The sequence below is a fragment of the Brevibacillus sp. 1238 genome (genome assembly GCF_029892995.1).
Taxonomy (GTDB): Bacteria; Bacillota; Bacilli; order Brevibacillales; family Brevibacillaceae; genus Brevibacillus; species Brevibacillus parabrevis.
On the sequence record NZ_JARXWC010000003.1, the window covers coordinates 424,057 to 436,874 of the forward strand.

Genomic DNA, 12,818 nt, shown 5'->3' on the forward strand with positions numbered 1-12,818 from the left:
AAGGACAAAGGGGGGCTTGGCCAATGCGGCTTAGCGAACTGGGCGGCAAAGAAATCATCGGCTTGGACAACGGGGAAAAAATGGGGGTGATCAGCGACTCCGACCTCGTCATCCAGCCGGAAAACGGCGCGATTCAGTCGATCATTTTGCCAGGCAGCAGCTTTTTTGGCTTCGGCAAAAAACGCGAAGACCTGGTGATCCCGTGGAGCTCCATCGTGAAAATCGGTCCGGACATGGTCATCGTCTCGCTCGGACAAGAAGAGACACAGGCTTCGCAAAAGTAGGCTCTGCTGTCACCGAAGTAGCGCAAGCCGAATAGGATGGGGGTAGAGCGCACGGACTTCCGACAACTTTTTCAAAAGGAAAACCTTTGCGTTCCGATCATTTAATGCAGTAAAATGTGTGGAAAGGGGAACGCAGCATGCTAACGGGCATACATGTTGCCTTCATTGGCGGAGACGCTCGCCAGCTGGAAGTCATCAAGCGATGCATTCAGCTGGACGCCAGTGTCACGTTAGTTGGCTTCGACAACCTGGAAAGCAATTTTACAGGGGCAACGAAGAGACCATTAACATGCGATGTGTTGAAAGACGTGGACGCCCTCATCCTGCCCATCGTAGGAACCGATGACCAAGGCTTTGTGGAAAGCATTTTTTGCTCCAAACAAATGCAGCTTCTGGATCAACACGTGGAGAGCTTGCCTAAGCATTGTGTGGTATATACGGGAATGGCTAAACCTTACCTGAAAAAACTGTTGGCATCCAAGCAAGTTCCGCTTGTGGAACTGCTGGATCGAGATGACGTAGCCATATACAACTCCATCCCTACTGTGGAGGGAGCGCTGATGATGGCGATTCAAAATACGGATATCACGATTCATGGATCTTCGTCAATTGTTTTGGGATTGGGACGAACAGGTTTGTCTATGGCCCGGGCCCTGCATGCACTGGGAGCCCGTGTAAGAGTGGGGGCTAGGCGTCAGGAACACTTGGCACGCATCTATGAGATGGGATTGACTCCCTTCCCGATCAGTGAGCTAAAGCAACAAGTCACGAATGCTGATTTCATTTTTAATACCATCCCGCAGCTACTACTCACGGCAGAGGTAATCGCTCAAATGCCGCAGTCGGCGTTTATTCTCGATCTTGCCTCCAAACCGGGAGGGACAGATTTTCGATACGCCGAAAGAAGAGGCATTAAAGCGCTTCTCGCTCCCGGATTGCCTGGAATCGTTGCACCGAAAACCGCAGGGCAGATTTTGGCCCAGACTTTGTCTCGTCTCATTGCGGAGCAGAGGAAAACCAGGGGGGAGTCATCATCATGAGCAGTCTGCAGGGGAAGACCATTGGTTTCGGATTGTCTGGATCGCATTGCACGTTTGAAGAGACGATGCCGCAGATCAAGCGATTTGTGGATGCTGGAGCAAGAGTCATCCCGATTGTTTCGAATACAATCATGACGACGGATACGCGTTTTGGCACCTCGCAAAGCTGGCAGCAGCAAATCAAGGATTTGACAGGGGAGGAACTGATTTCAACGATTCCCCAGGCAGAACCTTTGGGCCCTTCAAAATTGTTGGACGTTATGTTGATTGCACCATGCACAGGCAGCTCGACCAGCCGCCTGGCAAACGCGATTACCGACAGCGCCGTCCTCATGGCGGCCAAAGCGACCATGCGCAATTTGCGACCGCTTGTCATCGCAATCTCCACGAACGATGGTTTGGGATTAAATGCTGCCAATATTGCCAAGCTGTTGGCGGCGAAGAATATCTATTTCGTGCCATTCGGGCAGGATGCTCCGGATAAAAAGCCAAACTCGCTCGTAGCCCGCATGGATCTGTTACTGGAAACATGCGAGGCAGCATTGGAAGGTAGGCAATTGCAACCCTTGCTCATCGAAAGGTTCAACTACTAAACAAAACGACAGAAAAAACAATTTACCTGCTTTTTTGCGATTAGGAGGAGAGTAAGAGATGGCTAACCAACTGACTTACAATGTAGCAGTAGTCGGTGCGACTGGCGCAGTCGGACAACAAATGATTCGCTTGCTGGAAGAGCGCAACTTCCCCATTAAACAGCTCAAGCTGCTTGCTTCTGGACGTTCTGCCGGCAAGACGGTCACGTTCAAGGGACAAGAAGTTGTCCTGGAAGAAGCAACTCCTGATAGCTTTGCGGGAATCGATTTTGCCTTGTTTAGCGCGGGTGGCTCCGTGAGCAAGGAACTGGCTCATCATGCAGTGCGCCACGGTGCTGTCGTCATTGACAATACCAGCGCGTTCCGGATGGACCCGGATGTTCCTCTGGTGGTGCCTGAAGTAAACATGGATGCCGCTCTCGCCCATAATGGAATCATTGCGAATCCGAACTGCTCCACCATTCAGATGGTAGCCGCTCTGAAACCCTTGTATGATCGTTTTGGAATAGACCGCATTATCGTTTCTACTTACCAGGCAGTTTCTGGCGCAGGCCAATCGGCAATCAATGAGTTGCACGAACAGAGCCGCGACGTGCTTGACGGCAAAGAGGCACAATGTCAGGTTCTGCCTGTTGGCAAGCTGCCTGTTCACCATCAAATTGCCTTTAACGCGATTCCGCAAATTGATGTGTTTACCGACAACGGTTTTACTTACGAAGAGATGAAAATGGTGAATGAAACCAAAAAAATCTTCGGTGATGACACGGTGCTGGTTTCTGCCACATGCGTACGCATTCCGGTCGTTTACGGACACAGTGAGTCGGTATACGTCGAATTGAAACAGGATTACGACCTGAACGAAGTAAAAGCACTCTTGGAAAACGCCCCTGGCGTAGTGGTGGTAGACGCGCCGCAAGAACAGCAGTATCCTCTGGCTACGGATGCTACTGGCAAGCTGGATATTTTTGTCGGCCGCTTGCGTCGTGATCTCCATCACCCTCGAGGACTGCATATGTGGATCGTATCTGACAACCTTCTCAAAGGTGCAGCATGGAATACAGTACAAATCGCTGAAGAACTCATCAAAGCAAGAGCATAGGGGAGAGGTTTGTGAAGATTCTCGTCCAGAAGTTCGGTGGTTCTTCCTTGACGACGGAAGATTGCCGGATGCGGGCAATCTACCATATAGAAAAGGCGATCGACGAAGGCTATGCCCTCGTCGTTGTCGTATCGGCCATGGGGCGCAAGGGTGACCCATATGCAACCGATACTCTTTTGCAGTTGGTTCGCTCCAATGGGAACCAACTGCCTCGTCGTGAAATGGATATGCTGATGCATACGGGGGAAATCATCTCCGCTACAGTCATGTGCAGCATGTTGAACGCGCGTGGAATCAAAGCGACGATTTTGACAGGCGGTCAGGCCAACATCGTGACCAGCGACGATTTTACCAACGCGCAAATTACGACCATTGACCCGAGCCGCATTTTGCAAGACTTGCAAGCGGGTCAAGTGGTGATCGTTCCCGGGTTTCAGGGAAGGACGGTCGATTGGGAAATTACGACGCTCGGCCGCGGCGGCAGCGACACGACAGCAACAGCGCTCGGCGTTGCCCTGCAAGCGGAAATGGTGGACATTTTTACCGATGTGGAAGGCATCATGACAGCGGACCCGCGGATCGTCGAAGAAGCGCAGCCGCTGGAAATGGTGACTTACACGGAAATTTGCAACATGGCTCACCTCGGAGCAAAAGTCATCCATCCACGAGCGGTAGAAATCGCGATGCAGGCCAACGTGCCGATTCGTGTCCGCTCTACGTTTTCGGACGACCCTGGTACACTTGTGACGACCATGCTGGAGATCGGCAAAAAAGGCTACTCGGTTCAGGACAGAGTCGTCATGGGGATCGCCCACGTGCCGAATATTACGCAGATCAAGGTAGCCAACAAGGAAGGGTACTACGATACACAGCTGCAAGTTTTCAAAACCATGGCAACCAATAATATCAGTGTCGATTTCATCAACGTGAATCCGTTAGGGGTTGCTTACACGGTTCACGATGAGATGGGAGCCAAAGCAGCCGAGCTGCTGACGGACATGGGATATGAGCCGCAGCTCTTGCCGCATTGCGCGAAAGTGTCGGTAATCGGGGCAGGAATGACGGGAGTGCCGGGCGTCATGGCACAAATCGTAGAGGCATTGACGCAGGAAGACATCCAGATTCTTCAGTCAGCTGACTCCCATACGACCATCTGGGTTTTGGTGCATGAGATGGATATGGTGCGGGCCGTACGCGCCTTGCATCAGCAGTTCAATCTCCATGCCCACCATATGTGAGCGATCTTATCTTCATTTTTGATGCCTACTGATCACAACAAGAGGAGTTGGAAAGCTAGTGGCACGTTTTGGTCGGCTTGTTACCGCGATGGTAACGCCTTTTAATGAACAATTACAGATCGATTTCGATAAAACGGAACGCCTGATCGATCACCTGATCGCAAACGGAACGACAGGGATCGTGCTGAGCGGCACAACTGGCGAATCGCCGACGCTCTCCCGTGCGGAGAAGCTGGAGCTGTTTCGCCACGCAGTCGCTTATGCAAAAGGGAAGTGCCATATTATCGCTGGAACAGGCAGCAATGACACCGCAGCGAGCATCGAGTTCACCGAGGCTGTTCAATCGATTGGCGTAGATGCCGTGATGGTCGTTGCTCCTTACTACAGCAAGCCGTCTCAGGAGGGCCTGTACGCTCATTTCAAAGCGCTGGCAGAGTCCACAGAGCTTCCGGTCATGCTGTACAACGTGCCGGGCCGTTCTGTCGTGAATATGACTGCGGAGACGACCTTGCGCTTGGCCCAGCTGCCCAATGTGGTCTGCATCAAAGAAGCATCCGGCAATTTGAGCCAAATGGCGCAAATTATCGAGCATGCTCCGGAAGGCTTTGAGCTGTACAGCGGTGATGACGGACTGACTTTGCCGATTTTGTCCATTGGCGGAGTGGGGATTGTCAGTGTAGCCAGTCACGTTGTCGGCCGGCAAATGACGGAGATGATGGACGCTTTTTTCCAGGGCAACCATGCGGAAGCGGCGAGCATTCATCGCAAGCTCGTGCCTGTGTTCGACGGACTGTTCGCTTATCCAAGTCCTGGGCCGACAAAAGTCGCTCTGGAAAAGCTCGGGGTAGCCACTGGTGGAGTTCGTCTGCCATTGGTCGAGCTGAACGAACAGGAAAAAGCGTTTGTCCACTCCTTGTTCGCCTAAGAAGCCCAATAACAAGAAGACCAAGAGCCATTCCATAAACGGGATGGCTCTTTTTCCTTGTGTTCAGGTTTTCACTTCGGGTATAATGAAAACAAGTGATTTGGGGCGGTTTTTTTGAGTGGACATGACAACTAAATATAGGAGGTTACACGTTTGGCAAAGTCGAATCACTCTGTTCTCATTTTCGCCCTGGGCGGAGTCGGCGAAATTGGGAAGAATATGTACGTGGTACAAAGCGGGGACGACATCGTAGTGATTGATGCCGGATTGAAATTCCCGGAAGAGGAAATGCTGGGAATTGACATGGTGATTCCGGATATCACCTACTTGGAAGAGAACCGTGATAAAGTTCGGGGTATTATTATTACGCATGGACACGAAGACCACATCGGCGGCCTCAGCTACGTGCTGAAGCATTTGAAAGTCCCGGTTTATGCGACAAAACTTACCCTCGGTCTGATTGATGCAAAATTGAAAGAAGCGGGTATTCTAAACGAAACGAAACGAGTATTGATCAACAGTGATTCAGAGGTTGTCCTCGGGAAAATGAAAGCGACCTTTTTCCGGGTGAATCACAGTATCCCGGATTGCGTGGGAGTATGCCTGGACACACCGGAAGGCTACGTCGTCCACACCGGGGACTTCAAGTTCGATCAAACACCAATCAATAACCAGGCAGCCGACTTGGCCAAAATGGCGATGATTGGCGATCGTGGAGTGCTGTGCCTGTTGTCGGACAGTACCAATGCAGAACGTCCAGGATTTACCGGATCGGAGCGCTCTGTTGGCATCGCGATCAAGGATGTTTTCAGCAAGGCGACGGGACGCATCGTCGTTTCTACCTTCGCATCCAACGTTCACCGCATTCAGCAGGTCGTGGATGCAGCGGTGCAGTTCAACCGCAAGCTGACGGTTGTTGGCCGAAGCATGCAAAATGTCATGAATATCAGCAGAGAGCTGGGTTATTTGTTCGTTCCGGACGGCTTGATTGTCGAGAGCGACGAAATCAACAAGCTGCCTGCTGAGCAAGTCGTTATTTTATCTACTGGAAGCCAAGGAGAGCCAATGTCTGCGCTCACACGCATGGCCCGATCCGCCCATCGGAAAATTGACATCCTTCCAGGAGATACGGTCATCATCGCAGCGACCCCGATTCCGGGGAATGAAAAGTATGTTGCACGCACGATTGACCAGCTTTCGAGAATTGGCGCTGACGTCATTTATGGCGGCCATGGACCAAACGGAACCGTCCACGTCTCCGGTCATGGCAGCCAGGAAGAGTTGCGCCTGATGTTGAATTTAATGAAGCCTAAGTACTTTATTCCTGTTCACGGCGAATACCGGATGCTCAAAACGCACTCGCTCCTCGCTGAACAGGTTGGCATCCCGGAGGAGAACATCTTTTTGCTGGATAACGGCGACACGGTGGAAATCTCCGGTGGACGGGCGCGTTACGGCCCGAAAGTCCACGCGGGCAATGTCCTGATCGACGGCCTCGGTGTCGGCGATGTAGGAAACATCGTACTTAGAGATCGCAAATTACTGTCACAAGATGGCATACTGGTAGTTGTCGTTACACTCAGCAAACAAAATGGCACGATTCTTTCTGGTCCAGACATCATCTCTCGCGGTTTCGTCTATGTGCGTGAATCCGAGGAATTGCTGGATGAAGCGAATCGCATAGTGACCCAAACACTTGTCAAGTGCATGGAAGAAAACGTAAATGAATGGTCATCCCTCAAAAACAATGTAAAAGAATCGTTGGGACGTTACCTGTACGAACAAACTCGTCGCCGTCCGATGATCTTGCCGATTATCATGGAAGTGTAAGCAAGCAAAGAGTCAGGAATCCTCTGTAACCACAGGGGTTCCTGGCTTTTTTTGGCTTGCCCGGGCGCATGATTTTCCCACCTGCTATCCATACTACAGAGGAAAGGGAGGGAGTATCATCCATGTCGAAGCAACCATACAACCAATTTTTAAATAAGCCCCCATTTGCAAGCACAGCACTGAACAATAACAAAGGCCCAGCGCCACAAAGCTCACCTCCGGAAGAGCAGGAGCCTGCCGTTGCTCCGCCTGAAGCGCCTGCGCAGGAAGATCCGAAGAAAAAGCTCTTGGACTCCATCACCCAGCTGGGGCAAACGAATGTTCCGCAACTGGAAAGCAATATTTATTGTATGACCATTATCGGGCAAGTAGAAGGGCATATTCAGCTGCCTCCGCAAAACAAGACGACCAAGTACGAACACCTCATTCCGCAGCTCGTGGCAGCCGAGCAGAACAACAAAATCGAAGGCGTACTCGTCATTTTGAACACGGTCGGGGGAGACGTTGAAGCAGGGCTGGCGATCGCCGAGATGGTGTCGTCGATGTCCAAGCCGGTCGTGACGCTCGTTCTTGGCGGCGGACACAGCATTGGCGTGCCGATTGCAGTTGCCGGCTCGTATTCTTTTATCGCGGAGACAGCCACGATGACGATTCATCCGATCCGCTTGACTGGCCTTGTGATCGGCGTGCCGCAAACGTTTGAATACCTGGACAAAATGCAGGATCGCGTCGTCAGCTTTATCGCTCGCCACTCCAACATCTCCGAAGAAAAGTTTCGCGAGTTGATGACGCGCACAGGCGAGTTGACTCGCGACATCGGAACAAACGTCATCGGTGTCGATGCCGTCAAGTATGGCTTGATCGATGAGGTCGGAGGCTTGGGCAAGGCGTTGAAAAAGCTGAATGAGCTGATCGAGAAAGCACGCAGCGGGGAGGAGCGCGTTCTCCAATGATTTTGTACTCGATTATCCCGACGGAAACGGTATTTGCCAATATGGAGCAGGTCGAAAAGCAGGAGCTGGAAGAAATTACGAACGGTCACGCGACGATGCTGGTAGAGCGCACCGGACCGTATGAAGGAAGAATTGTCCGTTTGATCAGTCCAGACCCGCAAGATTATTTGAAACCGCACTATGCCCCTGGACAAAAAGTTCAATTTCGCCCCGAATGGCTCGTCTAAGAAGTCCTGTATTTCTATGAATTTCCTGTGTTATACTAATTGTGTACGAACAGCAGCCGAACAAAATACGGCTGCCTTTTTACCATTTTGTACATATCTGGAAAAAGCACAAGAAGGAGGCGTGCCATTGAGTAGAAGAAAAAAAGAGCGGTCGCAAGCGGCATTGGCCTCAGTTGTCAAAATAGAGCTGCTGGGACTGCTCATTATTGTGCTGTCCTTGATCGGACTGCTCGAAAGCGGGTGGCTGGGCAAAAACGTTCTGGCTTTTCTGTTCCGCTTTATTGCGGGCTCCTGGGATTTCTTGCTCCCGGTGCTGATGATTGTCATGGCTGTGTTCATGATGTTTACCCGCCAGGCACCGCGCTTGACGTATCGCGTGCTTGGCATCGTGCTGATCATGGTGGCGATTTTGACGTGGGACCACATGATTTTGTACAAGCAGATCACGGCAGACGGCAAGTTCGCGGAGCAGAGCATCATCCGCGTGACCTGGGACCGGGTCTGGCTGGATCACAGTCAAAAAGTATCCACAACCGGAGTAGGCGGAGGCATGGTAGGCGCTCTGTTCTTTGCCGTCACGAACGGTCTGGTCGGGACGATCGGGACGGGCTTGATGATCGTCTTCTTGTTCCTCGTCGGCCTCATGTTTCTGTTCAATCTGTCTTATGTGAACATTGTGATGTTTCTCCGCGACAAAATGGCGCTTTTTTACGGAAAAGCAAAGGAGACCGTCAAAGACTCCGTGCAGCTTTTGCAGGAAGAGAGCGAGCGCAGAAAACAAGCGACGAAGGAAGCCGACGAACAACGCAAGCAAAAGCTGGCAGAGACCGCCGATCAAGAGGCGACTCCGCTGCCTGTTAGAGAGATCAGGACAGCGCACGATGAGCAGGCAAATGAACAGCTCGTCATCCCGGTGATTCGCGACTTTGCCGACCGGATTGCTCTGGAGGATGAAGAGACTGTAGAGCCAGCCGCAGCAGCACGTCCGGCGAAGACTGCCACAGCGCAAGCGACACAGGAAATTACGTTTGCCCTGGAGGGAGACGAAGAGATTTTCGGGACGCTGGAGACAGCAGAAGAACAGCCAGCCGCACCTTATGAGCTGCCGAGCTTGCAGATGCTCGCCAGACCGCGCCAAGCAGGTACAGCCAAAGACGTCGATCACACCTCAAATGCGGCCAAGCTTGTGCAGACGTTGAAAAGCTTCGGCGTCAGCGCGACGGTTTCCGAAGTGCACCGCGGGCCAGCAGTCACCCGGTACGAGGTTCAGCCTGCCACCGGGGTAAAAGTGAGCAGAATTGTCAGTTTGACAGACGATTTGGCCTTGGCTCTGGCTGCCAAAGACATTCGCATCGAGGCTCCAATTCCAGGGAAGTCGGCAATCGGGATTGAGGTACCGAACTCCGAGGTAGCGGTCGTATCGCTGAGAGAAGTGCTGGAAGCGCCGCAATACCAGGATGCGCCTGGCAAGCTCACCGTAGCTTTGGGCCGTGATATTTCTGGCGAGCCGATTGTCGCTGACCTGACGAAAATGCCGCACTTGCTTGTGGCCGGAGCCACGGGAAGCGGGAAGTCTGTCTGCATCAACGGGTTGATCATGAGCATTTTGTTCAAGGCAAGACCGGACGAAGTCAAGCTGATGATGGTCGACCCGAAAATGGTCGAGCTGAACATTTACAACGGAATCCCGCATTTGCTGGCTCCGGTAGTGACCGACCCGAAACGGGCGTCTGTCGCCCTGAAAAAAGTCGTGGCCGAAATGGAGCGGCGCTACAACCTGTTTGCGAAAACGGGCAGCCGCAACATCGAAATGTACAACGCCCAGGTGCAAGGCACACCTTTGCCGTACATCGTCGTCATCGTCGACGAGCTTGCCGACCTGATGATGGTAGCTCCTGGTGAAGTGGAGGACGCCATCTGCCGCTTGGCGCAGATGGCGCGTGCATCGGGGATTCACTTGATCATTGCCACACAGCGCCCGTCTGTCGATGTCATCACGGGTGTCATCAAGGCGAACATCCCTTCCCGCATTGCCTTCGGCGTGTCTTCCATGGCGGACTCCCGCACGATTTTGGATATGGGAGGAGCCGAGAAGCTGCTCGGCCGAGGAGATATGCTGTCGTTGCCGATGGGAGCATCTAAGCCGATTCGCGTTCAGGGCGCTTTTGTATCGGACAAAGAGGTGGAGGAAGTCGTCCGCTTTGTCAAAGAGCAGCAGGAAGTTCGCTATAACGAAGAAATGATTCCTGGCGAAGTGCAAGAGGAACAGCAGGCTGTCGTGGATGACGATCTGTACGATCAGGCTGTACAGATCGTGTCCGAAGCACAGACTGCTTCCGCATCGCTGTTGCAGCGCCGTTTGCGTGTCGGTTATACGAGAGCCGCACGGTTGATCGACATGATGGAAGCGCAAGGGATCGTAGGGCCGTATGAAGGCTCCAAACCGCGAGAGGTTCGCGTTCCGCGTCCTTCTATCGAATCCAATATATCCTAGGGATGGACTTTGCTGGAAAAACATAGCCAGCAAAGTCTTTTTTTCGCTGACGAGAGGGATATTTTTTTTCGTTTCCACCCGTTGTTCAAAAAGATTTGACTTGCATGATACACGCCCCTCATGTAAAATTTTTAACAGATTGAGGGAAATTGTTGCTATCACGTCTCATGAGAATCAGAGGTCTGACGTCCTACCTGTTGGGATGGCTCGAAGGACAACAGGAGTGAATTGACGATGAGCATTAAAGGAAACGTTCGATCACTTTTCCTCTTGGTTATGGATAAAATCAAGAGCGATATTGAAAGCGGACAGCTGCGTGCTGGTGAACGCCTCCCGTCCGAAGCCGAACTATCCAAACAGTTAGGTGTAAGCAGGGCAACACTTCGCGAGGCGCTTCGTCTTCTGGAAGAAGAGAAAATTGTCATTCGTAGGCACGGAGTCGGTACTTTTATCAATTCAAAACCTGTTTTTTCAGGGGGAATTGGGGAACTCTTTAGTGTGACGGATGCAATTGAGCGTCAAGGGTACACGGCAGGAACGATGATCCTGAAGACATCCTTTGGCGAATCTGGGGAAGACGAGCGTAAGAGCTTGGCCTTGAATCCAGGCGAAGGCGTGCTGATGGTAGAACGCATTCGGACAGCTGACGGCGAACCTGTGGTCTATTGCATAGACCGTATTCCCGCGCGCTTGGTGCCAGAAGGCTATACGGCTGGCGGAGAGTCCATTTTCAAATGGCTGGAGAGCGCTACTGGGGTGCGGATCGCTTATGCGGTGGCTCACATTGTACCCATGGGCTACAATGAAAAGGTTTCCAATCTGCTGCATTGCGACAAATCCACACCGCTGCTCTTGCTCAAGCAGATTCATTACGACGAAAGTGAAAAGCCTGTTTTATACTCCCATAACTACTTCAGAGCTGACAAAATTCACTTTCACGTCGTGCGGAGACGGTTGTAACCGTGAGGGAAACCTCACTCAACAATTTTCATCAACTAAAAACAGGGGGTAATCTCAGATGAAGAAAGTTCTATCCGTGCTTTCTGTGGCAACACTCAGCCTGTCGCTGGTTCTTGCCGGATGCGGAAGCAAACCAGAAGCACAACCTCAAGGTCAAACTGGAGGCGCTGAAGGCGGTGCCAAAACAGCTGTCAAAATTGGTATGGTTACTGACGTTGGCGGCGTAAACGACAACTCCTTCAACCAAAGTGCTTGGGAAGGTCTGCAAAAATTCCAAGCCGACATGAATCTGCCGAAAGACAGCGTTAACTACCTGCAATCTACAAGTGATGCTGAGTATGTACCTAACCTGACTCAATTTGTAAAAGACAAATGGGATCTGACTTGGGGTATCGGTTTCCTGATGGGCGACCACCTGAAAAAAGTTGCTGACGAAAACAAAGATGCAAAACTGGCGATCATCGATGCTGAAGTAGACGCGCCAAACGTAGAATCCGTACTCTTCAAAGAGCACGAAGGTTCTTTCCTCGCTGGGGTAGTTGCAGCGAAAATGTCCAAAACGAAAACAGTTGGTTTCGTGGGCGGCGTTGAAATTCCAGTTATCAAACGCTTCGAAGTTGGTTTCGAAGCAGGTGTGAAAGCTGCTGATCCTAGCGTAAAAGTAATCAAAGTATACACAGGTGCATTTGACAAGCCTGACCTTGGCAAATCCACTGCTTCCCAAATGTACGGTCAAGGCGCTGACATCATCTTCCACGCTTCCGGCGGTACAGGTGATGGCGTATTTAACGAAGCAAAAGACCGCAAAGCTAAAGGCGAAAACGTTTGGGTAATCGGTGTAGACAAAGACCAATCCCTGACTTTCGGCGATGAGATCACTCTCACTTCCATGGTAAAACGCGTTGACGAAGCTGTATATCGTGTATCCAAAGACCTGTCCGAAGGTAAATTCGAGGGCGGCAAAATCAAATGGCTCGGTCTTGCTGAAGACGGTGTAGGCTTGGCTTCCACATCCACGAAGAACGTTCCAGAAGACGTACTGAAGCTGGTTGATGAGTACAAGCAAAAAATCGTTAAAGGCGAAATCCAAGTGCCAGACAAGTAAAACGATGAAGCGGCAAAGGGACAAGGCTGGTTCGAGGAACTGGCCTTGTTCTTTACCTTCACATTAACCC

12 protein-coding genes are annotated in these 12,818 nt (G+C 51.6%); all 12 read left to right on the forward strand.

Annotation, left to right across the window (positions count from 1 at the left end):
• The first annotated feature begins 23 nt into the window (after positions 1-23).
• The 12 genes from M2298_RS09685 (at position 24) to M2298_RS09740 (ending at position 12,748) form a co-directional block, all read left to right on the forward strand.
• Complete coding sequence (locus tag M2298_RS09685; RefSeq protein WP_122965235.1) at positions 24-284, forward strand: YlmC/YmxH family sporulation protein; 261 nt, start codon at positions 24-26, stop codon at positions 282-284.
• A 137-nt stretch (positions 285-421) separates the two neighbouring features.
• Positions 422-1,324, forward strand: a complete 903-nt coding sequence (gene dpsA / locus M2298_RS09690; protein ID WP_122965236.1) for a dipicolinate synthase subunit DpsA — start codon at positions 422-424, stop codon at positions 1,322-1,324.
• Positions 1,321-1,917, forward strand: a complete 597-nt coding sequence (locus M2298_RS09695; RefSeq protein ID WP_063227583.1) for a dipicolinate synthase subunit B — start codon at positions 1,321-1,323, stop codon at positions 1,915-1,917. Before dpsA ends, M2298_RS09695 begins: the two co-directional genes overlap by 4 nt.
• Before the next feature lie 58 nt (positions 1,918-1,975).
• The gene (locus M2298_RS09700) at positions 1,976-3,016 is read left to right on the forward strand and encodes an aspartate-semialdehyde dehydrogenase (RefSeq protein WP_063227582.1); all 1,041 of its coding nucleotides are present in this window, start codon (positions 1,976-1,978) and stop codon (positions 3,014-3,016) included.
• A gap of 11 nt (positions 3,017-3,027) precedes the next feature.
• Positions 3,028-4,254: an aspartate kinase gene (dapG, locus tag M2298_RS09705; RefSeq protein WP_122965237.1), complete on the forward strand. Its 1,227-nt coding sequence runs from the start codon at positions 3,028-3,030 to the stop codon at positions 4,252-4,254.
• A 58-nt stretch (positions 4,255-4,312) separates the two neighbouring features.
• Positions 4,313-5,179, forward strand: coding sequence for a 4-hydroxy-tetrahydrodipicolinate synthase (gene dapA, locus M2298_RS09710; protein WP_122965238.1), 867 nt, complete (start codon positions 4,313-4,315; stop codon positions 5,177-5,179).
• Between the two features lie 153 nt (positions 5,180-5,332).
• Positions 5,333-7,009 (forward strand): ribonuclease J, encoded by a 1,677-nt coding sequence (locus M2298_RS09715; protein ID WP_122965239.1) that lies wholly within the window; start codon positions 5,333-5,335, stop codon positions 7,007-7,009.
• Between the two features lie 122 nt (positions 7,010-7,131).
• Positions 7,132-7,962: a ClpP family protease gene (locus tag M2298_RS09720; RefSeq protein ID WP_122965240.1), complete on the forward strand. Its 831-nt coding sequence runs from the start codon at positions 7,132-7,134 to the stop codon at positions 7,960-7,962.
• Positions 7,959-8,189, forward strand: coding sequence for a YlzJ-like family protein (locus M2298_RS09725; protein WP_063227577.1), 231 nt, complete (start codon positions 7,959-7,961; stop codon positions 8,187-8,189). The genes M2298_RS09720 and M2298_RS09725 overlap by 4 nt, the downstream gene beginning before the upstream one ends.
• A 121-nt stretch (positions 8,190-8,310) precedes the next feature.
• Positions 8,311-10,683, forward strand: a complete 2,373-nt coding sequence (locus M2298_RS09730; RefSeq protein ID WP_122965241.1) for an FtsK/SpoIIIE family DNA translocase — start codon at positions 8,311-8,313, stop codon at positions 10,681-10,683.
• Positions 10,684-10,917: 234 nt separating this feature from the next.
• Positions 10,918-11,643: a GntR family transcriptional regulator gene (locus M2298_RS09735; protein WP_173596501.1), complete on the forward strand. Its 726-nt coding sequence runs from the start codon at positions 10,918-10,920 to the stop codon at positions 11,641-11,643.
• 58 nt (positions 11,644-11,701) lie between these two features.
• On the forward strand, positions 11,702-12,748 hold the full coding sequence (locus M2298_RS09740; RefSeq protein ID WP_122965243.1) for a BMP family lipoprotein: 1,047 nt from the start codon (positions 11,702-11,704) through the stop codon (positions 12,746-12,748).
• Positions 12,749-12,818 lie beyond the last annotated feature (70 nt).

Coding starts and splice junctions, on each gene's coding strand:
- M2298_RS09685 (WP_122965235.1), top strand. CDS start 24: ATGCGGCTTAGCGAACTGGGCGGCAAAGAAATCATCGGCTTGGACAAC.
- dpsA (WP_122965236.1), top strand. CDS start 422: ATGCTAACGGGCATACATGTTGCCTTCATTGGCGGAGACGCTCGCCAG.
- M2298_RS09695 (WP_063227583.1), top strand. CDS start 1,321: ATGAGCAGTCTGCAGGGGAAGACCATTGGTTTCGGATTGTCTGGATCG.
- M2298_RS09700 (WP_063227582.1), top strand. CDS start 1,976: ATGGCTAACCAACTGACTTACAATGTAGCAGTAGTCGGTGCGACTGGC.
- M2298_RS09720 (WP_122965240.1), top strand. CDS start 7,132: ATGTCGAAGCAACCATACAACCAATTTTTAAATAAGCCCCCATTTGCA.
- M2298_RS09725 (WP_063227577.1), top strand. CDS start 7,959: ATGATTTTGTACTCGATTATCCCGACGGAAACGGTATTTGCCAATATG.
- M2298_RS09735 (WP_173596501.1), top strand. CDS start 10,918: ATGAGCATTAAAGGAAACGTTCGATCACTTTTCCTCTTGGTTATGGAT.
- M2298_RS09740 (WP_122965243.1), top strand. CDS start 11,702: ATGAAGAAAGTTCTATCCGTGCTTTCTGTGGCAACACTCAGCCTGTCG.